At 65.4% G+C, this 22,519-nt stretch carries 17 protein-coding genes; 11 read left to right on the forward strand and 6 right to left on the reverse strand.

Annotated elements, in window-relative coordinates:
• Positions 1-64: 64 nt before the first annotated feature.
• The 3 genes from TSO352_RS01105 to TSO352_RS01115 all read right to left on the reverse strand — a co-directional run bounded on the left by TSO352_RS01105 (position 65) and on the right by TSO352_RS01115 (position 5,002).
• Positions 65-2,389 (reverse strand): glycosyltransferase, encoded by a 2,325-nt coding sequence (locus TSO352_RS01105; RefSeq protein ID WP_109105564.1) that lies wholly within the window; start codon positions 2,387-2,389, stop codon positions 65-67.
• On the reverse strand, positions 2,386-4,251 hold the full coding sequence (gene asnB, locus TSO352_RS01110) for an asparagine synthase (glutamine-hydrolyzing) (protein WP_109105565.1): 1,866 nt from the start codon (positions 4,249-4,251) through the stop codon (positions 2,386-2,388). The genes TSO352_RS01105 and asnB overlap by 4 nt, the downstream gene beginning before the upstream one ends.
• 67 nt (positions 4,252-4,318) lie before the next feature.
• Positions 4,319-5,002: a tetratricopeptide repeat protein gene (locus TSO352_RS01115; RefSeq protein ID WP_109105566.1), complete on the reverse strand. Its 684-nt coding sequence runs from the start codon at positions 5,000-5,002 to the stop codon at positions 4,319-4,321.
• Between the two features lie 140 nt (positions 5,003-5,142).
• Between TSO352_RS01115 and TSO352_RS01120 the strand changes: the two genes are divergently transcribed.
• Complete coding sequence (locus TSO352_RS01120; RefSeq protein WP_146210685.1) at positions 5,143-7,302, forward strand: radical SAM/SPASM domain-containing protein; 2,160 nt, start codon at positions 5,143-5,145, stop codon at positions 7,300-7,302.
• A 117-nt stretch (positions 7,303-7,419) separates the two neighbouring features.
• Here the strand turns inward: TSO352_RS01120 and TSO352_RS01125 are convergent, their stop codons facing one another.
• The gene (locus TSO352_RS01125; RefSeq protein ID WP_109105568.1) at positions 7,420-9,624 is read right to left on the reverse strand and encodes a transglutaminase-like domain-containing protein; all 2,205 of its coding nucleotides are present in this window, start codon (positions 9,622-9,624) and stop codon (positions 7,420-7,422) included.
• A gap of 327 nt (positions 9,625-9,951) precedes the next feature.
• Here TSO352_RS01125 and TSO352_RS01130 point away from each other — a divergent pair, with 327 nt between their 5' ends.
• From TSO352_RS01130 to TSO352_RS01155, 6 genes are all read left to right on the forward strand, one after another.
• A complete protein-coding gene (locus TSO352_RS01130) occupies positions 9,952-11,565 on the forward strand; it encodes a glycosyltransferase family 61 protein (RefSeq protein WP_109105569.1) in 1,614 nt (537 codons plus the stop codon).
• A 122-nt stretch (positions 11,566-11,687) separates the two neighbouring features.
• Positions 11,688-12,995: a lipopolysaccharide biosynthesis protein RfbH gene (rfbH, locus tag TSO352_RS01135; RefSeq protein ID WP_109105570.1), complete on the forward strand. Its 1,308-nt coding sequence runs from the start codon at positions 11,688-11,690 to the stop codon at positions 12,993-12,995.
• Positions 12,992-13,762 (forward strand): glucose-1-phosphate cytidylyltransferase, encoded by a 771-nt coding sequence (gene rfbF / locus TSO352_RS01140; RefSeq protein WP_109105571.1) that lies wholly within the window; start codon positions 12,992-12,994, stop codon positions 13,760-13,762. The genes rfbH and rfbF overlap by 4 nt, the downstream gene beginning before the upstream one ends.
• Positions 13,759-14,859 (forward strand): CDP-glucose 4,6-dehydratase, encoded by a 1,101-nt coding sequence (rfbG, locus tag TSO352_RS01145; protein ID WP_247871822.1) that lies wholly within the window; start codon positions 13,759-13,761, stop codon positions 14,857-14,859. Before rfbF ends, rfbG begins: the two co-directional genes overlap by 4 nt.
• Positions 14,856-15,422 (forward strand): dTDP-4-dehydrorhamnose 3,5-epimerase family protein, encoded by a 567-nt coding sequence (locus TSO352_RS01150; protein ID WP_109105573.1) that lies wholly within the window; start codon positions 14,856-14,858, stop codon positions 15,420-15,422. The genes rfbG and TSO352_RS01150 overlap by 4 nt, the downstream gene beginning before the upstream one ends.
• On the forward strand, positions 15,419-16,333 hold the full coding sequence (locus tag TSO352_RS01155) for an SDR family oxidoreductase (protein ID WP_109105574.1): 915 nt from the start codon (positions 15,419-15,421) through the stop codon (positions 16,331-16,333). The genes TSO352_RS01150 and TSO352_RS01155 overlap by 4 nt, the downstream gene beginning before the upstream one ends.
• Here the strand turns inward: TSO352_RS01155 and TSO352_RS01160 are convergent.
• Positions 16,264-17,661 (reverse strand): FAD-dependent oxidoreductase, encoded by a 1,398-nt coding sequence (locus tag TSO352_RS01160; protein ID WP_158284497.1) that lies wholly within the window; start codon positions 17,659-17,661, stop codon positions 16,264-16,266. The two genes, TSO352_RS01155 and TSO352_RS01160, sit on opposite strands and share 70 nt — an antisense overlap.
• Before the next feature lie 255 nt (positions 17,662-17,916).
• Here TSO352_RS01160 and TSO352_RS33080 point away from each other — a divergent pair, with 255 nt between their 5' ends.
• Genes TSO352_RS33080 through TSO352_RS01175 form a run of 3 tightly spaced genes read left to right on the forward strand, consistent with a single transcriptional unit; the run spans position 17,917 to position 19,400 of the window.
• Positions 17,917-18,237, forward strand: coding sequence for a hypothetical protein (locus TSO352_RS33080; RefSeq protein ID WP_158284498.1), 321 nt, complete (start codon positions 17,917-17,919; stop codon positions 18,235-18,237).
• Between the two features lie 4 nt (positions 18,238-18,241).
• The gene (locus TSO352_RS01170; RefSeq protein ID WP_146210686.1) at positions 18,242-19,114 is read left to right on the forward strand and encodes a hypothetical protein; all 873 of its coding nucleotides are present in this window, start codon (positions 18,242-18,244) and stop codon (positions 19,112-19,114) included.
• A 25-nt stretch (positions 19,115-19,139) separates the two neighbouring features.
• Positions 19,140-19,400: a hypothetical protein gene (locus TSO352_RS01175; protein ID WP_109105578.1), complete on the forward strand. Its 261-nt coding sequence runs from the start codon at positions 19,140-19,142 to the stop codon at positions 19,398-19,400.
• Between the two features lie 17 nt (positions 19,401-19,417).
• Here TSO352_RS01175 and TSO352_RS01180 read toward each other — a convergent pair whose 3' ends face one another.
• Positions 19,418-20,539: a methyltransferase domain-containing protein gene (locus TSO352_RS01180; RefSeq protein WP_109105579.1), complete on the reverse strand. Its 1,122-nt coding sequence runs from the start codon at positions 20,537-20,539 to the stop codon at positions 19,418-19,420.
• A 350-nt stretch (positions 20,540-20,889) separates the two neighbouring features.
• Between TSO352_RS01180 and TSO352_RS01185 the strand changes: the two genes are divergently transcribed.
• Positions 20,890-22,506, forward strand: coding sequence for a hypothetical protein (locus TSO352_RS01185; protein ID WP_146210687.1), 1,617 nt, complete (start codon positions 20,890-20,892; stop codon positions 22,504-22,506).
• The last annotated feature ends 13 nt before the right edge of the window (positions 22,507-22,519 follow it).

A 22,519-nucleotide genomic window follows, 5' to 3' on the forward strand; every position in this document is an offset into this window, starting at 1 on the left:
ACCGGAGGAAACACCAGGGAAGAGGCGGGGATGGGAGCGTCGTTCATGTCCGGGCGGCTTTCGGTCATCGCCTGCGCTTTTTCCGTTGGGGCGGGCGCTGGGCTGCCGGAATGGATGCGGGGCGTGCCTTGTGCTGCGGAGCGGACGGAACGGCCCTGACCACGGCTGCCTCCGGGGGCTTGGCGAGGGCAGGGGCAGGGCCGGCGGCGGCCGGTGGGGGAAGCGCCAGGGCGTCCAGGGTCCGCTCGACGAGCGCCTCCACCGTGAAGCGGCGGTGGACATCGGCCTGCGCCTCCGCCGCCAGCCGGCGGCGTTCCTCATGGTTGCGCAGCATGAACAGGCAGGAGCGCGTCAGCCCGTCGAGATCGTCGATCTCATGCATGTAGGGCTGCAGGCTGGGGCTGAGGGCGGACGGGGTGCCGCCCGCGCGGGTGCAGACCACCGGCAGCGCCTGCCACTGCGCCTCCATGATGACGTTCGGCAATCCCTCGGCCTTGGCCGTGTGGAGAAGCAGGTCGGCGGCCCCCAGCAGGACGTTCACGGACTGGCTGCGACCCAGGAAATGGATGGCGTCCTCGATGCCGAGTGCCCGCAGCCGCCGTTCCATCGCCTCGCGAAGAGGCCCAATGCCGGCGACCACCGCCTTGACGTGCGGGATCTCCCGGCGGATGCGGGCGATCACCTCGACGAACAGAAGGGGCTGCTTTTCCGGGGCGAGCCGGAAGACGCCGGCGATCAGCGGGCGGGAGGAGCCGACCCCGACCGACAGGCGCGTCTCGACCCGCTGCGCCAGCGTCGGCTGCGGCAGGTCCTCCACGGCGATGCCGTTGACGATGACTTTGACCGTCTCCGGCTTCAGCATCAGCCAGGTGGCGTAGGATCGGGCACCGGCCTCGGCATTGGCGCTCATCACCACGCGCGGGGACCGCAGGAGCATGCGGTACAGGCCGTAGAACCAGGGGCGGTAGAGGTTGGGGAAATGGGTCGGGTTGACGTTGCGGCCGGACAGAAGGATGCGGGGCACCCCGACCAGAAGGGCGGCGAGCCCGCCGACCACGTTGACCATGTCGAGATAGCAGATCACGGCGGCCGGCCGCAGCCGGTGCATCCGGATCATCGCCTCGATCACCGGCAGCCGGACTTCTTCCGGCAGGCGCCGCAGGGTCGGGGCCGCCGCCCACAGGATGCGGCGGAACTCCTCGTCCCCGGTCGCCTGGACGAAATCGCCGTGGGTCATCACGTCGAGCGACAGGATGGGGATGTCGCTGCTGTGCAGCAGCATGTCGGCGTAATGCCGCCCCTCGTCGCGGATCGGCGACATGGTCATCAGGGACGGCGCGTATCCCTGCGTCAGCAGGCCGCGCGCCAGATTGCAGATCTGCCGTTCCGCGCCGCCGGGGCCGAGATAGCCGATCATCAGCAAGATGCGCTGTTCCGACGGCTCGGGAGGCAGCAGCCGGCCGCCGTCCCGTTTCAGCCACTCCTCGAACACCCGCTCGGCCGGGCGCAGGCTGGGCAGCCGGCGCGCCCACCCGCGATCCTCGGCCTCCAGGTCGGCCGGGCTCCAGGCGGATTCTCCGGACGGCAGGACGCCGCTGATCCGGGCTAGACGGCGCTCCATCCCCGTCGGCTGCTCCGGCAGTTCGATCCAGGAATAGGTGCGGCCGTTCTCGTTGGGATTGCTGTTGTCCGAACTGGAGAAGAAGACCCGGCTCTCCCAATGCGAATAAAGTCCGCGCCCCACACCGCGCAGCGCCGTGTGCAGCGCATGCGCCGAGCCCAGCGGCCGGCCGTCCTCCAGCAACACCAGCCGCGAACGGCTCTCCTTGCCGTTGGCGTCGGCGCGGGCGGCAAGGTTGGGGCAGTAGGCGCTGAAGCCGTGTCCCCCTTCGGGGTGATAGCCGCCGGGCTTGCCCAGCGGGTGCTTGCGCGCGCTGTCGACGCAGAAGCGCTGGACCGCCTCGTCGACCATCCGCCGCCGCCGCGCCCGGTTTTCGTCGCAGCGCACCACGACGGGAGCCCCGCCGACGATGGCCGTGACCGTCTTATGGCCGAGCAGGGCCAGCCGCAGGATGGCGGTCGACGGGATGGCGCTCTGCCGGCAGAGGAAAAGCAGCTCGACCCGCTCCCCTTCGGCCAGAAGCTGGGGAAGCGGAGTCCGGTCGGATTCTGCCGCCCACAGAGCATCGCTCCAGGTCTCGTCGGTCAGCCAGGGAAAGGGGATGGCATCATCGGCGGCCGGATGCTCGCCGTGCACGACGCAGGTGCGCAGGTTGGGCAGTCCCCGGAGCTGGGCCAGATCCTCGGGATGGCAGAAGGCCACGACGCCGCCCGGTGCGCGGCAGCCTGCGGCTTCCACATACAGCAGAAGGCTGATCGACAGAGTCACTGAAGCACCATGGAGGCTTGGGGCCGAACGGAGGCGGCTGTGCCCGGGGCCTGTGCGGGATAGCCCGGACGGGCGCGCAGCCAGCTTTCCAGGATGAAGAGCAGCCAGAGCTGATAGGCGCTGTACGACTGTTCCTGATGGTCGAGGAAGGCGGCGATCCGTTCGACCGGGATCCAGTCCTGCAGGCGGCTTCCGGCATCGAGCGTGAGCGCCCGGGTCCGGGGCAGCAGCTGGTCCTTCCCCCACAGCGCCATGGGCAGGCCGAAGCCGCGCTTGGGCCGTTCCAGCCACTCGCGGGGAACGTAGCGGGCGGCGATCTGCTTCAGGACGCGCTTGCCCTGTCCTGCGGCATAGCACTCCTCGGGGCGAAGGCCGCTGGCGAAGCGGGCGACCTCCAGGCCGAGCAGAGGCGCGCGCACCTCCAGGCTGTTCTGCATGCTCATCCGGTCGACCTTCGGCAGGACGGCGCCCGGCATGTAGTGGGCCGCGTCCAATTCACGCAGGCGGTGGATCAGCGGCTTTCCGCTACGGCTGATGGTGGAGCGCAGGTGGCGCAGGAGGCTGGCGTTCTCCGGCGGCATCCGGCCCAGCAGGCGGGTCACGTCGCTGTCGGCGTAAACCAGGATCCGGTACGAATAATAGGCATCGCCCGGATCCCAGCCCGCCATGCCGGCGGGATCGCGCTCCAGGCGGGCGGCGTCCTCCAGAGTGGAGAAATAGCGCCCGTAACCGCCGAACAGCTCATCCCCGCCGTCGCCCGACAGGGCGACCGTGACATGCTCGCGGGCGAACTGGGTCAGCAGGAAGGTCGGCAGGCAGGAGGTGTCGCCGTTGGGTTCGTCCAGCACCGCTCCGACATGTTCGCCGAGCGCAAGCATGTCGGGTGAGATGATGCGGTCGCGGTGATCCGTCCCCAGATGGCGGGCCATGGCCCGCGCGTCTTCATGCTCGGATTCCGGCGTGTCCGCGAAACCGATCGAGAAGGTCATCAGGTTGCGGTTCAGCCGCTTGGTGGCGATGGCCGCCACCAGGGTGGAGTCGACGCCGCCCGACAGGAAGGCTCCCAGCGGCACATCGCTGATCAGCTTGCGCCTGACGGAGCGGACGAGGATCTCTTCCAGCTCGTCGGCTAGCTCGTCGATGCTGCGGTTCTTCCCCTGGTACGGCTCCGCCTCGAAGGCGAAATGGCGGCATACGGTCGCATGACCGTCCGCGCTCAGCCGCAGATAACAGCCAGGCGGCAGGCGGCGGACGTCGCGGTAGATGGTGCGGGTGCCCGGTACATACTGGAAGCTGAGATAGCCGGCGATGCTTTCCAGGTCGATCGCCGCGTCGAACCCCGGCAGCACGGTCAGCGCCTGAAGCTCCGAAGCGAAGGCGAACAGGCCGTTCCCCTGCCAGTAATAGAGCGGCTTTTCCCCGAACGGGTCGCGGGCGAGCAGCATCGACTGGTTGTCATGGTCGAACAGGGCGAAGGCGTACATCGCATCGATGCGCGACAGCAGCGCCGTGCCGTACTCGCACAGCCCGTACAGCAGGACCTCGGTGTCGGAGCGGGTGCGGAACCGGTAGCCGCGGGCCTCCAGATCTTCCTTCAGCTCCAGAAAGCTGTAAAGCTCGCCGTTGAAGCAGATGGAGTGGCGGCCATCGGGGGGCTGCATCGGCTGATGCCCGCCCGAGGACGTGTCGATGATGCTGAGGCGCCGGTGCGAAAAGGCACAGAAATTGGTGTCGTCAACCCAGACACCGCCATCGTCCGGGCCACGATGGATCATGGTATTTGCCATCGCCTCGGCGATGTTCGCCAGTTCCTCCCTGCTGAACCGGCCGCCGAAATTCACCAATCCTGCAATGCCGCACATAATCGACGTTATGCCTCCTAATAACCTGTCCAATAACCTGGGACGATCCGGATCGGGCCTTGCCTAGTCACCGGTGAGGGCGGATGGCTTGCCGGAGCCGTTCGGACAGAAAGGCGACCAGCCCCTTCAGGCTCTCGATCATCGCCGACTGGGCCCGGATCTGGATCAGCATCGCCGCGCGCTCACGCAATCCGTTCTCCTCCCCCTCCTTCAGCCGGCCGATCGCCTGCCGGATGTCCCATCCGGAGGCGGGGGCGTCGGTTGTCGAGGAGCCTGCGGGCAGGGCGGTCTGTTCTCTCATGCGTTGAATCATGGTGTGGCAAGCACTTCCCAGACGCGCAGCCAGCGGGTTGCCGCTTTGATCGAGCGCAACTCTGAGCCTGCCGATTCGTTGTGATGCTTCGTCATGGTTGTTTAAAGCAATGGCCACCTCCACGAGTCCAACCTGGGCCGACAAATCGTCCGAATTAACTCGTAAGGCTTCTTCGTATGCAAAACCCGCCGCAACGATGTTGCCACGCGCCATCTCTGCATGCGCAAGCTTCTTCAAAACTTCAGGTCGCCTTTTTGATGCTTTCTCCGCCTTTGAGTAAAATTCTACGGCTTCATCAAAGCGCCCGCCGGCAGCAAAGAAATCGCCTGATTTCTCATAATCATCGCTATATGATATTTGGCGTATTACCGTGGAGCTTTGCTCATCTCTCTGAATTAATGATGAGTAGTCAGAGTGGTTTTCTGAATATACGCTCATCACTTCATCCAAAGAAAATTGAAACTTCGTTCCACGGGAAGAATATATCCAATTGACGTGAAAGCTTTCTTAATGTTTCTTGATGCGTATCTCTTTCAAAGAAGCCCGTTAATCGTACTCCAGAGATCATGTGGGATACAATGCCAAAAGGGCATAACATCGCGGAACGCGCGTCCTCCCAAGCCCAGCCGTATCGCCTGGAGGGGCCGTTCAAGGATGATGGGGGATATGGCTGGCATGCCTCGCTGCCGGAGTTGAGTGTTTACGGGGCCACGCCGGAAATGCCTCGTTCGTCCTTGTCATTGCTGGAAAACGGCCGCCCCCTGGGGCCGCCGGACCAGCTTCACGATGATGTCCGTCAGAAGGGTGGCGGCCGCTACAGCCATTGGGGAGACGGATTGTGGTTCTCCGCCTCCGACAACAGCGACCCGAACACGAACGGCCGTGATTACACGATTATTATCGACAAAGACATTAATTCTAGCGCAAGCAAAGTCGAGGAACCCGAAGGGGGATCTCCGTCCGCAGTCGTTCTGCTGCCCTTCGAGTCCGATATTCAACCACAGGTGGGAGCGGTTTATCCGCTGCCGAAGCCCTTCGCGGCCGACAACGGCTTCGCCTGGCTTGTGAAGCTGCCCCAATTCGAAGCCTGGGGAAAAGGCGGGACAGGTTTCAGGCTGCAGTTCATGGAGGACGGCCGTCCCCTGGGACCGCCGGACCAGCTTCACGACGATGTCCGTCAGGAAGGCAATGGTCGCTACAGCCATTGGAGCGACGGGTTGTGGTTCTCCACCTCCGACAACAGCGATCCGAACACCAACGGCCGCGATTACACGATTTCCGTCGTGCCGGTCGAACAGGCCGTGCCGGCAGCCCCTGTCAAGGAAGGCTACGCGCGCCTGTTGTTCGAGGAGGGGGTCTATACCGTCGATCTGCCGGGGCGGTACGGCAATGCCGGCGGCTTCGCCTGGACCGCCTACATCCCGGAACTCGCCCCCCTGGCATCCGATGGGCAAAGCCGCTACTCGGAGCTTTTCCTGATCGAGGACGGCGTGTTCCTGCCGCGGGCGGACATGCTCCACGACGACATCCGCCAGAAAGGCGAGGGCCGCTACAGCCACTGGGGGAACGAGCTATGGTTCGCCACCAGCGACAACAGCGATCCGAACACCAACGGCCGCCACTACCAGATCGGATACAAGCTCCACAAGACGCTGGACGACGGGTCGATCGTCTACCACGCCGCCCGGGGTGCCTATGTTCTGTACCGCAACGGCAGCCGCTTCGCTTTGCCGCAGTACTGCAACATCGGCCTGACCAACAAATGCAACCTGCGCTGCGAGATCTGCGGCAGCCAGAAGTTTCTCGACAACGAGAAGATTCCCCGCCGCTTCATGGATATCGGGCTGTTCCGCAAGGTGGCGGACACCATCCTGCCCTTCATGACCGAAGTGGAGCTGAGCAGCTACGGCGAACCATCCCTGCATCCCGACTTCGAAGAGGTGCTGAGGGCGATCCGCGACCATGATTGCGTATTCAAGCTTCAGACCAACGCCACCCTGCTGACCGACCGGCTGGTCAATCTGCTGGCCGGCATGGTGGGCACCGTCTGGATGTCCATCGATGCGACCGGCCCGCTGTTCAACGACGTCCGCCGGAACGGCAAATGGGAGAATGTCGAGCGTGGCGTCCGCCGGCTGAACGAACTGCGCGATCCTGAAAAACTGAAGCTGTGCGTCAACCCCACGGTCACCCGCCGCACCCTGCCGGCGATGATGGACGTTCTGGAGTGGGCCTATGCGAATCAGGTCGATTCGGTGAATTTCCGCCAGTACGATCCGATCGCGGATTCGTTCGAGGAGCAGCCGAGCCCCGAGGAGCTGGCTCCCCAGATCGCCGCACTGGGTGAATGGGCGGCGGCGCATCCGGACGGCCCCGACATACGGTTCGAGCCGAACTGGATCCGCTTCACCAACAAGGAAGTCGTGGACACCGTCCATTACAAGGCGCGATCCGGCCACGCCAACTACCCGATCCTGTCGGGCCGGCCCGATGCCCATCCCGTCTACGCCTGTATGGCGCCGTTGCAGTATGTGGACATCGGGCTGGACGGCGAGATCTACGCCTGCTGCCGCACCCAGCGGACGGTTCTCGGCTTCGCCACCAGCCTGGACGCGTTCCTGGAGACCTGGTGCGGCAAGCGCTATGAAAGCCTGCGCCGCTCCCTGCGCCATGACGGCCTGAATCCCGTCGTGCTGCCGGAATGCGCGGGCTGCGTTAAAAGCTACGGCGGAAGCTGACGCCGGGCGCCTCTCATCGGCAGGATCGGACCCGCCGCCCCGGATCGTGAAGACCGGGACGGCGAGCCGTCCGAGCAGCGGGCCAGAATCAGCGGGGCCGGGATTGGTGGCGAGGGTTCAGTCGGGAAGCCCGAACTCCTCGCGGATGCCGCAGACGAACTGCGGCTCGGGAACCGGTGGTGCCGGCGGAATGACGAGATCCACGGGAAGGTCGAGGCGCATCGACGCGGGCGGCCCGTAGGCATGCGGCCCCGTCACCGCCCGGACGCGCCAGAAGATGTCGGGGATGCTCGCCAAATGCCTCAACGGTACCGTCAGGCTGGCCGTGTCGACGATGCGCATGTATTGGGGCAGGACCGGCTCGATGAAGCGTTCGTCGCAACAGAGCATGATTTCATACGTGAAGGCCGGATCGCCCTCCCAGCTCAGTTCAACGCTGCCGTCCTGTCCGGGCTCTTCGCCGGGCCGACGGATCACTGGCGGATGCAGGGTCAGCGCCGGCACCGGCTCGCCGTCGACGGCCCTCGCCGAGCCTTCGACCGTCAGTTCCAGCGTCTCGAATTCGCCGAGAACCTCGATCGTGCTGTCCCCATGGCAAAGCTGGGGGATCGCTGCGGCTAGGACGGAGCCGATGACCGTCAGCTTCGCCTCGACGGCGAGCGGGTCCAGGAATTGCGGCAGAACCACCTGCAAATCCATGAAGGGTTCGTGCGCACGGCCCGGAGCGACGGCTTCCCCTAGCGGGACCTCGAAGTGATTGGGGCCGATGAAGTGGCGTTCCTCGACGACCAGCGAGCCGATCTCCTGCCCGGATGCGGCCAGCCCGATCCTGAAGGTCTCGGGCCATTCGAAATCCGAGAGGAGGGAAACCTCCAGCATGGCGTCCAGGATCGGAAACGGAACCGCCACCGTCAGGTCGAGGGGAGCGTCCGCTTCTTTCTCCATCCGCCGGATCAGCCGGTAGCTGGCCTGCGACGGCGCATTCAGGGTTTCGCCATCGCAGAAGAAGGGAGGCGACATGCCGTTGAGATCGGCATGGAAGCTGAGATCGTCGCCGGCTGCCAAGCACAGGGACAATTCGTGCCACGCCGGTTCCTCGGGCTGGGCCAGGGAGAAGCGCCGCGTCGCGAAGATGGCGTTGTAGTGTTTCCACTGGTGGGACAGCAGCGGGGTATCCGCGTTCTCCAGGGTGGCGACGGGATAGCCGTAGCGACTTTCCTCCAGCCGCTCCCTGGTGACGCCATCGGCGCCATCCAGCAGCCCGGTGCGCGGATCACGCGTGAACGTCACCAGGTTCGGGTCGAGGATGACCCATCGCCCGTCGATACAGACCTCCGGTGCGCCATGCCCGGCATAGACGGCGATACGCGCCTCCAGCCCGCAGGCCCGGGCGATGGTGCAATAGACCGTTGCGAAGTCGTTGCAGTCCCCGCCGTAAAGGCACAGGAACGGGATCGGGTCCCGCCGGTGCTTCTGTCCGATGCTCGGTGATCCGCGCACGCCCGAACGGGCGACATACTGCCAGATCACGAAGGCGGCCAGATGTTGGGACAGCCCGTCTGTGCCAATGCTTTCCAGCAGTTGGCGGCGTGTCCAAGGGGTGGTCCAGCCGCCGGATCGGAATCCCGTGATTGTGGCCGTGCAGGTGGACAGGTTGCGCAATCGAACGGTGAGCAGGCGGGGCGTGGGGTCGGCGATGGCGATGGGAAGGCCCGGCTCCGCCGCCGTCACCACCCGCGTCCAGTTGCGGAGGCCGGCATGGGGAGGGGGTGGTTGATGCCGGATTTGCTGCCGGCCGCCGCGCAGCAGGTGCTGGCGGGCCTGGAGGCTGAGCAGGAAAGCGATCGCCTGGACGATCTGATGATCGTCTGGGTCGTGGTTCTCCTCAGGATGGAACTCTGCGAAGTTATGCTGGATCGCAAGACTCCGCCGGATGATGCCAAGCACGAACGAGGCCGAGGTTTCGCCCTTGTCCAGGATCAGACATTGATAAGTGCGCCCGTTGTGCCGGGGGTCGGAGCCGTCACTGCTGCTGAACAGCAGACGTCCGCTCCAGTGGGAATAGCGCCCGCCACCCTGTTCCCGAATGTCCTGGTGAAGGCAATGGCGGGGTCCCAGAACGCTGTGATCCTCGAGCAGGATCAGGCGGCTGCGGCGTGGGAAGGTACCGTCATCCGAAATCAAATCGGGGTTCAGGTGAACCTCATACGCCAATCCGGACTCGTGCGATATGGAGGACGGAGCGACGATGCAATCGAACATAATCTGGACCCGATATCCTTTTTCAAGGTCTGTCCAGCCAATCCAGCCGTCATCCGGCATTTGAAGGCCAGCACCTAGCCGGTCGCTGCGACGCGACGACCACGACACCCCGTGGAACTCCGCGGGAAGTTTCAACTCTAAATCAGAGGCGATGCGTTCGCCATTTGACAATCGTGCGTCAAAAGGCCAAATGCACCTTCAGCATATTGCCATCCCCGCCCCAACACGAAACCACCTTAGCGGGGGCATATGAGCTTGGGATTAACCTTGATGGTTTAGAGCAAAATCGCTATGGTTTTCCTGCCGAAGGCGAAATGAAACCAGTTCGTCGTTCTTCGCAACAATAGAAAACGAAAGCAAGAATATTAGTTATCGGAGTCGTTGGAAATGAGTAAAACTCTTCCGGTTCATGCGGAGCCTCTTGATGAGCTTGGACTGGAAAATGTATCAATAGATGGATTTTTCTCTCCATCTGGTAAAAATAGCCGTTTTGATTTCTTGAAGCCGGAACCGGTTAGCTTCAAGGAAGGATATTTTTTAGAAGATTATCTTCCCGATACGGATTCTCCCGGAGCTCAATGGGCCAGAAAGGGAAAATCTTATCTCAGCTCCGAGCTCTTTTTCATCAGACTGAAGAATGTTTTTGTGTTCCCGAACCGCAGCGCGATCATGCTGGAGCCGGGTGTTTTTTTAAAGGAATCCCTGAACAGCGTTTGTTACGGCGATCAGGATAGAAATTTCGATTATTTGGCCCGTTTTCTGCCGAACATTACGAAGACGGATGATGGTCTGAGCTTTGATCCGGAAATCTGCGACCGTGCAGAAGTGATCGAAGATACGGTCATGCTGGTCAACACCGTCCAGGACAATTACGGCCACTGGCATCTTGACAGCTTGTTGTCAGCTTACGGGATCCGTGACTGGATCCTGGAAAAGGACGTCAAGTTCCTGATGCCCAGCACCAAGAACGAACCCCGCCGCTATCGCAACCGGGGCTGGATCCATGATAGCCTGACGGTGCTGGGGATGGGGGGCCGGCTGCTCGGCACGCCCGAACCGATCGTGTTCTGCCGCGACCTGATCTATTCGAGCCGGATGTTCACGCTCGGCACCAACCAGCCGCCGCCGCTCTTCGACACCATGACGTCGGAGATCGCGCAGCGGGTAGCCCGCGACAGCTCGGTTCAAATCCGCCAGCCCGAATACATCTTCCTGATGCGCAAGGGTGGTGGCGCCGGACGCTACATGGTCAACGAGGAGTCTCTCTCCGCCGGCCTCCAGAGCTATGGCTTCGACTGCCTTGTACCCGATAATTTCGGCTTCGCCGACGAGGTGAAGTTCTTCGGCCAAGCCAAGATTCTCATCTGCCAGACCGGCTCGGCGATCCTGAACGCCGCCTATGCGCCGGAAGGCTGCATCATCTGCGAAATCGGAACGGGCGATGTCCTCTTCTCCGCCTTCGTGCATGTGCCGGGAGTCACCGGGAAGCGTTACGTCATGTACCATGTGCCGGAACTGGTCCGGAAGGATCCAAGCCGGGCGGTGGAGGCGGCCAACCGCGACCAGTGTTCCTTCGAGGTCCCACTCGACAGCTTCCTGCCCTTCGTCGCGCGGTTGATGGAACTGACGGGCGTCACCGTTAACCCAGAGACCGCCCTGATCCGCGCCATGGCCGAGACGAAGCCAGAGATCGAGCGGGGAGCCTGCTATCAGGTTCTCACCCCCCCCTTCGCACGCGATCAGGTTGGGGCATCCGCCTACGCCTACCATTGCCCGGAACTGGCCCGTTACGCGGATGGCATCGGAACGGGTCCGCGGTCGCCACTCCGCCTGCTGGAGAACGGCCAGCCGCTCGGCCAGCCGCACAGCGCGCATCACGACATCCGGACCATCGGCGGTGGGCGCTATTCCCACTGGAACAACCACATCCTCTTCGCGACCAGCGACAACTCGGATCCGAACACCAACGGCCGAACCTATTCGATCTACCTCGACCGCTGATCGACCACCCCCTTCCCGGCCCCCACCGGGCCTGCGCCGTGCCCGCTCACGCGGGGGCGGCGCGGGACGGCGCATACGCCAAAGCCGCTGTTCGGCTCATTTTTTCAGGCAAGGAACGCCGCATGGACAGACAGGATCTCCTCGACGCTGCGGGACGCTGGTGGGAAGACCAGGCGAAGCCCGCCTTCGTTCCGGGGGAAAGCTATGTGCCCGTCACCGGCAAGGTGGTGGACGGTGATGACCTGCGGCATCTGATCGATGCGTCCCTGGACATGTGGCTGACCGAGGGGCGCTTCGCCGACGGCTTCCGCAAGCGGCTGGCCGAGCGTTTCGGGGTCAAGTACGCCAGCCTCACCTGTTCCGGGTCCGCCTCCAACCTGGTGGCGGTGAGCGCCCTCACCTCCCCGTCGCTGGGGGAGCGGCGGCTGGCGCCGGGCAGCGAGGTCATCACCGTGGCGGCCGGTTTCCCCACCACCGTCGCCCCGATCGTCCAGAACGGCTGTGTTCCGGTCTTCGTCGACGTCGATCTGGCCACCGCCAACATCACGCCCGCCCGGGTCGAGGCGGCGCTGACCGACAAGACGCGGGCCATCGTCGTCGCCCACACGCTGGGCAACCCGTTCGACGCCGCGGCGCTCGCCGACATCGCCGAGCGCCACAACCTGTTCCTGGTGGAGGACTGCTGCGACGCTTTCGGCGCCACGCTGAACGGCAAGGGAGTCGGCACCTTCGGAACGCTGGCCACCGTCAGCTTCTATCCGGCCCACCACATCACCACCGGTGAGGGCGGCGCCGTCTTCAGCAACCGCAAGGCCTACGAGCGGCTGGTGAACTCCTTCCGCGACTGGGGGCGCGACTGCTGGTGCCCGCCGGGCCGCGACAACACCTGCGGCCGCCGGTTCGACTGGTCGTTCGACGGGTTGCCGCCGGGCTACGATCACAAATACGTCTACTCCCATCTCGGCTACAACGTGAAGATGACGGACATGCAGGCCGCCATCGGGTTGAGCCAGCTGGACAAGCTGGACGGCTTCGTCGCCCGCCGGCGGGAGAATTTCCGCTTCCTGCGCGACGGTATGATCGCCCTGGGGCTCGACCGCTGTTTCGTGCTGCCCGAGGCCATTCCGGGGGCGGAGCCGAGCTGGTTCGGCTTCCTGCTGACGGTGCGCGACGACGTGTCCCTGGACCGCGGCGTCCTGGTCCGCCGGCTGGAGGAGCGCAGGATCGGCACCCGCCTGCTGTTCGGCGGCAACCTGACCTGCCAGCCGGCCTTCCGCGGCGTGGACTATCGCACGGTCGGCGATCTCACCAACACCGACACCATCATGCGCCGCTCCTTCTGGCTGGGCGTCTGGCCGGGCCTGACCGAACGGCACCTGTCCTATGTGCTCGACACCCTCAAGAGCATCGTTACGGAGGAACTGGGATGAAGGCGGTCATTCTTGCTGGCGGACTTGGATCGCGTCTCAGCGAGGAGACGGATCGCGTTCCCAAGCCCATGGTCCGCATCGGCCGCATGCCGATCCTCTGGCACATCATGAAGATCTACAGCCATCACGGCATCAACGACTTCGTGATCTGCCTCGGCTACAAGGGCGAGGTCATCAAGCAGTTCTTCCTGGAAATGCGCAGCACCCTGTCGGACTTCACGATCGACATCGGGAGCGGGGCCATCAGCTACCACGACAAATCGCACGACGACTGGCGTGTGACGCTGATCGACACCGGGGATGCGACGATGACGGGCGGCCGCGTCAAGCGGATCGCCCCCTATCTCGACAACGAGGCCTTCTGCCTGACCTATGGTGACGGTGTCGCCGACGTCGATGTGCAGAAGGTGATCGCCTTCCATCACGAGCAGAAGCGCCTGGCCACGGTGACGGCGGTGGAGCCGCCGGGCCGTTTCGGCGCGCTCGAGCTGACGGGCGACCGGGTGGGCAGCTTCTCGGAAAAGATCGACAACAAGAACGCCTATGTGAACGGCGGCTTCTTCGTGCTGGAGCCGGGCTGCCTGGACTACATCACCAACGATGCCACCGTCTGGGAGCAGGAACCGCTGGAGCGCCTCGCCGCCGCGGAGCAGCTGGCCGCCTATCGGCACAAGGGCTTCTGGAAGCCGATGGACACCATCAACGACAAGCGCTTCCTGGAGGATCTCTGGGTGAAGGGCAATGCCCCCTGGAAGGTCTGGCCGTGATCCCGCAGGCGCACGGCTTCTGGCGGGGCCGGCGGGTCTTCCTGACCGGCCACACCGGGTTCAAGGGGGCATGGCTGTCGCTGATGCTGCGCCGGCTGGGCGCGGAGGTCACCGGTTATTCCCTGCCGCCCCACACCACTCCCAGCCTGTTCGAGCTGGCCGGCGTCGCCGATGGCATGGCCTCCATCATCGGCGACATCCTGGACGCTTCCTCCCTTGCGGGCGCCATCGCCGACTGCCAGCCGGAGGTCGTCCTGCATCTGGCGGCCCAGCCGATCGTCCGGCTGGCCTACACGGATCCGGCCGGCACCTACGCCACCAACGTCATGGGCACGCTGAACCTGCTGGAGGGCACACGCCGGGTTCCTTCGGTGCGATCCGTCGTGGTCGTGACCACCGACAAATGCTACCTCAACCGCGGCTGGGTCTGGGGATATCGCGAGAACGATCCGCTCGGCGGCAACGATCTCTACAGCAGCAGCAAGGCTTGCACGGAGATCCTGACCGCCTCCTTCCGCCATTCCTTCTTCCCGCCCGAACGTCATGCCCAGCATGGCGTCGGCATCGCCACCGCCCGTGCCGGCAACGTGATCGGCGGTGGCGACTGGGCGCCCGACCGGCTGGTTCCCGACGCCATCCGGGCCTTCACCCGCGGCGACGCGCTGCGGCTGCGCTATCCCGGCGCGATCCGTCCCTGGCAGCATGTGCTGGAGCCGCTGGAAGGCTATCTCCGGCTGGCGATGCACCTGTGGCAGGATGGCGCCACCCATGCCGATGCCTGGAACTTCGCGCCGCTTCCCAGCGGGGAACGCCCGGTGGGCTGGATGGCCGACCGTCTGGCTGCCCTGTGGGGCGATGGCCGGGTGGAGGTCGAGCAGGCCGACCACCCGCACGAGGATACCGTCCTGCGGCTGGATGCGACCAAGGCCCGCGTATCCCTGGGTTGGGAGCCGCTGTTCGATCTGAACGAGACGCTGGAGCAGACGGTGGCCTGGTATCGGGCGCAGGCTGACGGCGCCGACGCCGGCACCCTTACCCGTGACCAGATCGATGCCTATCTGGTCCGCGGGGCCGCCAAGGCGGCGGTGTTCCTGTGACGGAGATCATCGGGCTGGACCTTCCCGGCGCCTTCGAGATCCGTCCGCCCGTGCACCGGGATCCGCGGGGGACCTTCCGCAAGATCATGCACCGCCCGACCTTCGAGCGGCATGGGCTGTCCACCGATTTCGCCGAGGAGTATTTCACGGAGTCAAAGGATCGGGTGCTGCGCGGCCTGCATTTCCAGCTGCCGCCGCATGACCATGTGAAGCTGGTCTATTGCGTGACGGGCACCGTGCTGGATGTGGCGGTCGACCTGCGCCGCGATTCCTCCACCTTCGGGCGGCACGTCATGGTGGAACTGTCGGCGGAACTCGGCAACGGCGTCTATCTGCCGCCGGGACTGGCGCATGGATTCTATGTGCGGCGGGGGCCGGCCATTCTGGTCTACAAGACCAGCACGGTCCATGCCGCGTCCGCGGACAGCGGCATCCGCTGGGACAGCGCCGGCATCGCCTGGCCCGATCAGGCCCCGATCCTGTCGGATCGTGACCGGAACCTGCCGGTCCTGGAAGCCTTCGACAGCCCGTTCCGGATGACCGGCTGCGGAGAGGCGGAATGACCTGCGCGTTGCTGTCCGGTGCCTCCGGCTATCTCGGCGGCATCTGTGCCGACTGGCTGAAGCGCCGGGGCTGGTCGGTGCTGACGGCTGGGCGCTCGGCCGGAAGCGACTGCCCGTTCGATTTCGACCGGCCCTATCCGGTGCCCGCCGCTCCCGCCGGCCAGCCGAAGATCGACCTGTTCGTGCATTTCGCCGCTGCCAACGAGGTGATCTGCCGCGAGGATCCGCTGCGCGCCTACCGCATCAACGTGTTGGGGACGCAGGCGGCGCTGGAGTTCTGCCGGAACAACGGCATCGGCACCTTCATCTACGTCTCGACCCGCCATGTCTTCGGTGCAGCCGGCGGCACGGTGACCGAGGAGGACGTGCCGGACCCGATCGGCCATTACGGTCTCAGCCACCTGCTGGCCGAAAAGGCGGTGCAGGCCGTGCCCGGCCTGCGTGGCCGGGTCCTGCGTCCCGGAAACATCTACGGCATGCCGGTGGACGTCGACCGCTGCGACCGCTGGTCGCTGGTCCCCCTCGGCTTCTGCCGGGAGGCGGTCACCACCGGCCGGATCCGGTTGAACACGCCGGGAACCCAGCCGATCAACTTCGTCTCCGGCGCCTCCGTGGCCCATCTGATCGAAGGGTTCGAGGCGTTGCCCCCGGTGATGCACGCGGTCGGGCCGACGACCCTGTCGGTGCGGGAGTTCGCGGGGCTGGTGCGCGACGTGATGCGCGACCGGTTCGGCCGCACAATCACCGTGGAAGCGCCTCCGGTGCCGGATACCGCCGGGCCGTATCCGCTGCTGTTCGCCAGCCGTTATGGGACGGTGGAGATCGACGGGCCGCTGGAGGATTACGTCGCTTCCATGTGTTCGGTGTTGTGTTCGGCATCGAGCGACGCGGGCGACAGTCCGGCCATTTGAGCGCCGCGCAGGGTGCAGTCGTCGGACCACAGATATTTCCACTGGGCAAAACGGCCGCCGAGCAGGAGGGGGCCTGACAGGGGGCGTGCACGCTCCCAGTCGACCACCGGGTCCAGATCACCCTCCTCCCGCTCCAGCCCATAGCCGGACAGCCAGTCGAGGATGCTGTCCAGCGCCGCTTCGCGGGCATGGTCGAACAGCACGTTGGCGTAGGGCTGCGACACCAGCGTGGCCCGGATGCTTTCCCGGTCGGTGCCCGGCGCGATCAGTCCCATCGCCGTCAGTTCCTCCACCACGCGGTTGACCAGCGCTTGGCCGTCCAGCGGCAGCGGCCGGGTGGGGCCGGCATACACCTCGACCTGCAGGCCGCAACTGCCGGGGGGCGTGACCTCCGGCGACAGGTTGGTGGTCAGGGTGATGCGGGTGGACAGGCAGTCCTCGTCATAGACATACAGCCAGCTCTCCGGGCGGGTGGGCGGATGGGGAACCAGGACGTTGATCAGCGACAGGTCGGTGCGGGCCAGCCGCCTTGCCGCCGCACGAACCTTGTCGCCGGCCTGCAGCGTTGCCTCCACGAAGCGGTCGAGCGGAATGGTGCTGACCAGCCGGCTGTAGGGGTGGACCGATCCGTCGGCGGTGGTCACCTCCCGCCGCTCCAGGTCGATCCGCTCGACGCGGGCGCCGTAGCGGATGTTCGCCCCCTTCGCCAGATGGGCGAAATAGCTGGCATAGCCGCCCACCTGGGGATAGCGGATGCTGGTGATGTAGTGGGTATCGTAGGGCAGGGGGCCTTCCGCTCCCCGTTCGATCTGTTCCAGATCGGGATAGAAGATGCGGCGCCCGATCCAGGACACCGTCATCTCTTCCGGTTCGACCGTCCAGTATTTGCGGGTGTAGGCCGCCGCGAAGACCCGGGTGAATTCGGGACCGAACGCGCGCTCCAGCCAGTCGCCGTAATGCGCCGGCTCCTTGGCCGGCAGGGCGCGGATCGCCTGGACCGACGACAGGCAGGCCTGACGCAGATCCGGGTCCAGCTGGTAGAGGTGGCTCTGTGCCGGATGGGAGATCCAGCTGCCCCGGTAATGGTTGCTGATCAGGGCCTGGAAGCTGCGCTGCCGCCCGGCGCAGCCGGCCTGCTGGAGATGGCGGACATAGGCGTGCTTCGTGAAGGACACGTGGGGGCCGATGTCCCAGAAGGCGCCGTCCGCCCGTTCGGTTCGGACCAGCCCCAGGGGGCGTGTGCTTTCCTCGAGCACCAGACAGCGGTCATGGCCCGCATGGTGGCTGAACGACAGGCCGGTCAGGCCTGCTCCCAGAACGACGATCATGACTGGTCCACGCAAGAACGGTGAGAATGGAGAGGAGATCGGGTTCGGCCCGTCTTCCGAATGGACTATACCCATTGCCCGGACGGAAACCAGCGGCGTTGCCGCCCCCGCCGTCACCCGGACGGGTTGTCCAAACAGGGATTGACATAAAGGAAAATTTTCCTCTATTGTCAGCTCCATCAACACCTGCACTGCGCCCACGCCGGTTCCCGCCGGCGTGGGCTTTTTCGTGTCCGGACCATGGAGGTGCTGCCGATGAACCCTGTTGTCATGATCCCCGATGCCTATGGGCACAAGACCAACATCCTGACGCCGCCATCCCACCGCCAAGTCCATTCGCTGACGCCGGCCACCGCCGTCACCATTTCCATTCCCGCTGGCGCCCAGACCGTCCTGATGGCGGCCACCACCGATTACTGGGTCCAGTATGAAGGAGATGCCGTCCTGCCGACGGCGTCGGTCACCGGAGGAAAGGCGCCGGAGTTCAATCCGATGGCCCGTTCGGTGGCCGGGTTGGCGGCGCTCTCCTTCGTCTCGGAAAAGGCCGGGTTCCTCAGCCTCGGATTCTATGGGTGACGCAATGAATGGACGGTATTCCTACGCCCCCCAGCCTGATCTGAGCGGCCTCGCTCCCGCCGCCCATGGCCATGGGATGGAGGCGGTGGCCGGGCTGACCCCGGCGCTGAACGGCAAGGCGCCGCTGGCGTCTCCCTCCTTCACCGGTGCCGTCGCGTTGGCCTCCGGATCGGCTGCCGCTCCGGCCCTCACCTTCACCGGCGACACCAACACCGGCCTGCACCGGCCCGCTCCCGATACGCTGGGCTTCGCCACCGGCGGGGTGCAGCGCACCACCCTGGACAGCGGCGGCACCCTGGTGCACGGCCACACCGCCGGGGTGAGCATCGGTGGTGCCGGTGGGGCCTCGCCGGTCGTCCAGGCGCATGGAACATCCTGGTCGTCCGGGATCGGCGCCTGCCGCTGGGATGGCGCCAGCGTCTATGGCGCCCAACTCTCCATCGCCAAAAGCCGCGGGACCGCCGTCGGAACGCGCGGGGCGGTCCAGAGTGGTGACGAATGCGGCCGGGTGTGGTTCACGGCCGACGACGGCAGCGCGTTCCTTCCGGCGGCCGATATCCGGTGCTGGGTCGACGGCACGCCGGCAGCCGGCAGCGTGCCGGGCATGCTGGCCTTCGGCACCACTCCCTCCGGTGGAACCACGCCGGTGGAGCGGCTGCGCATCGGCAATGACGGCACGGTGACGCACCGGTCCAACGCGACCGTCGTCATCGACGCCAACAGCCATCTCGGACTGCGCAGCTACACGGTGGCGACGCTGCCGAGTGCCGCCGCGGCGGGACGCCTGATCTGCGTCAGCAACGGCACCGGCAATAAGAGGCTGGCGGTCAGCGACGGGACCGGCTGGCGGTGGCCGGACGGCGCCCTGGTTTCCTGATTTGGCCCCCAACTGGGAGAGAACGATGCAGACGATGAAGCTTCCTTATGAATTCCTGGTGCGCTGGGACCAGCAGGGCAATCTCGCGGGTGCCCATGCCCAGTTCCGCTATGTCACCACCGACGAAGCCGGAACCGTGATCGGCGAGTTCGTCGGGCCGGCGGAACCGGTGGTGGTGGCCGGGGCGAACGGCTTTCCCCTGGCCGCCGTCCTGACGCAGGAGCAGATCGCCGCCTTTGCCGGTGCGGAGCCGGAGCCGGTGGAGGGGAGCGGGCAGCCGCTCTGATCCGAGGCCGGGACAGCCTACCGGACGATCAGGAAGGTTCCGCCCAGGGTGGACAGCAGAGCCGGGTCGATGTCCCGGAAGGGGCTGTCTGTCGCGGCGCGCAGGCGCGGCAGGAATTCGGTGAAATAGTTCTGATCGACGGTGGCTTCCCGCAGGAAATCGACCGAGGCGAAGTCGATCGCGCGGAAGAGGGCCTCCATGACGCTCGCCCGCATCCGGTTGCCATGCTGGTACTTGGCATCCCCGCTCAGTTCATCGTAGCTGGCCTGGCTGAGCAGGAGGAATTCCAGCGGGCGGGCGAAATTGCGGTGGTCGCGGAAATCGACCCGATGCACGCCCCGCCCCCCCGGCTTCATGCAGCGGGCCAGCGACAGCAGCGCTGGCTTCATCGCATAAAAATGCTCGAACGCGGCGTGGGAGACCGTCAGGTCAGCCAGTTCGCCCCCCGTTCCGAGGTCGGCGGCCGTCACATCCTCCAGGGAGAGCGGCACCGGCCGGATCCGCTCGGGATCGAACGCCTGGGCCGCCAGCGAGCGCTCGACCGGCTGCGGATCGACCGGCCAGCCGCGCTTGCGCATCTCCTCGATCAGCACGGGCAGATACTTGTCGTGCCATCCCGCCCGCCAGCTGGCCAGATAGCGGTCCACCACGCAGACCCGCGCGCCCAGGCACGCCATTGCCAGCACGCTGCCCATGTCCGGACCGGGGCCGATTTCCAGAACCAGGCGATCACGGAAGCCGTTCAGTCCGCCCTGCACATGCGTCGCGTAAAACTCGACGATGCTGAGGGCGTAGTTCACGCGCTCCGAGAAATAAACGGTCTCCGACGGCTCGACCATATAGACGCGCCCGTTGGTGTTCGGGTCGCTGTTGTCGCTCGTGGAGAAGTACAGGACGTTGCGCCAATGCGAATAGCGCCCGCTGCCCCGGGTCCGGATTTCGTCATGCGAGGCATGGCCGGGACCGAGCAGGCGGTCATCCTCCCGCAGCGCCAGGATCGAGCGTGTGACGAAGCCGACATCGTCGGTCAGCGGAAAAAGAGTGGAGTCTATCGAAACCGTCCATGCGGCTCCACTTTCCTTCCGGAAAGGCGGAGACAGTATGACGGGAACGGAGGTCTGCTCGTCACCGCCGAACATGGCTGCCCTTAACTCTGATTGCCCTGCGGCTAGCTATTGAATAGCTCTGCTAGAAAGTCAATGAATTGCTATGATAAACGGCATGCGCTTCTCCTGAACGCAGCCTTGCATGCGAACGGATGCCTTGCGGTATTGCTATAAGGCGAGGGGGAAATTCTCACAGCGTGCCTATGAAGCACGAGGTGCGCGAAGCGGCACCATAGAGTGTGAATGTGGCCGGCTTGTGAGGCGGCCTTGAATAGCTTGTCGAAGTTGCTTCCGACGTGCAAATGTTCAACCCGTGTTGTCAGGCGGTCCGATGACGCCTTGCAAGCCAGCCAGTGCCATCACCAAGATCGGGTTCGGACTCCATGAGCTTCATCGCAGGATGCCTCCACACGTCTCCCTCAGTGGACAAGGCGGCGCGGTCGATCGTGTCCACCGCCGCGGCCAAGGCGGAAGCACGGGGGCTGTTGCGCTTCGGTTTTGAGGTGGGTCCGCGGATCAGCGTTGCCGTTGCGCAGCCCGATGGTCCGGACGATCCGTTTCAACCCTTCGTTACCGGCGATGGGAGATGTGGCCTCGTTCTGCTCGGCGACAGCCGATCCGGTGGCGTGGGGGCCTGCGCCGCCTCGCAGGAGGGGCGACGGCTGCTGGAACGGTACCGAACCGATGGCGAGGCGGCCCTGATCGGGCTGCCGGGCGACCATCTGCTTTGCCTGTGGGATGAAGACCGCGACCTTTGCGTCGTGTCGCAAGGCTTGGCGGGCACCCGGCCCCTGTTCGTCAGGATGCACGGCACCGACATCGCGTTCGCGTCCGAGGCCCGGCTGCTGGCAGACATGGATGGATGTCCGCTGTCCCCGGATGCGGCCCTGCAATTCCTGCTCACCGGCATCGCTGTTCCCGGCCTGGACCAGAGCCGTCCGAACGATGGCGTGCGGCGCCTTGATCCGGGGATGACCTTGCGCTGCCAGGGTGGCGTTCTGTCCCGCTGGCTGCCCGATGCGCCGGCAGGGACGGAGGATGGAAGCCTTCTGGACCGGCTTGCCGATATTGCCGCTCCCGGATCGGGCCGCAAGGTCCTTCTGCTGAGCGGCGGGCTGCACGCGGGCATCCTGGCGGCGGCACTGGGCAAGGCCGCCACCGGAGATGGGGCGCCGTCAGTTGCCTGGACTTTCGGCTTCCCCGGATTGAACGAGTTCCCCCTTGCTGGCGCCATCGCCGACCGGTTCGGCCTGAAGCTGGAAACCTGCGAACTGTCGCCCGAAGCCGTTTTCGACGCGGTGGATGGCGGGCTGGCCAGCCACGGGCTGCCGGTTGACGATCTGCTGCTTTTCCTGTTGTGCGCCGGGATCGGACAGCTGGGCGATGGGGCCGGCCAGATCCTGGCGGGACTCGGCGGTCGCGCCCTGTTCGGCGAAGCCGGCACTGCGGCGATGCTCGACGCCGCAGCCTGTGTCGGGCTGGTGCGCGGAGCGAACATCGTCGGAACCGTGCATCGGATCGCTTTGTCGATGCGCGGCTGGGACCCTACGGGCCCGCTACCGGCTTCGGACGAAAGCACCCGCCTTGCCGCGGGGACGGCTCCGCTGCTGGCCAGTGTGCTGGGCGAACGCGGTTGGGATCTGAGGGTGCCTTTCCTCGGCGGCGGCGAACTGGCCGGCTGGGCGGAAACCCTGCGTCGGCGCGCCCGTGCCGATGGGGTGCCGGTGCGGCGCCGACTCCTGGCCGAGGTGCCGGTGTCGCTGGCCGAGGCGATGGGACAGCGGGAACCGGGTGCGGAGCTGGTGACGCCCGGCATCCTGCTCGACGGTCAGCGCGATCGTGTTCTCGACCGTCTGGCGGCCGCTCGTGGCGGCTCGCTTGCCGGAATCCTCGATCTGGATGCGGCAGAGCGGCGGATTGTTGCCCATTATGATGGAACACCCGATCCGCTGCTGGTCTGGCGGCTGTTCCTTCTCTCCACATGGTCCGCTTCGGCGTAAAGCCGAAGCGGAT

Source organism: Azospirillum sp. TSO35-2, from assembly GCF_003116095.1.
Taxonomy (GTDB): domain Bacteria; phylum Pseudomonadota; class Alphaproteobacteria; order Azospirillales; family Azospirillaceae; genus Azospirillum.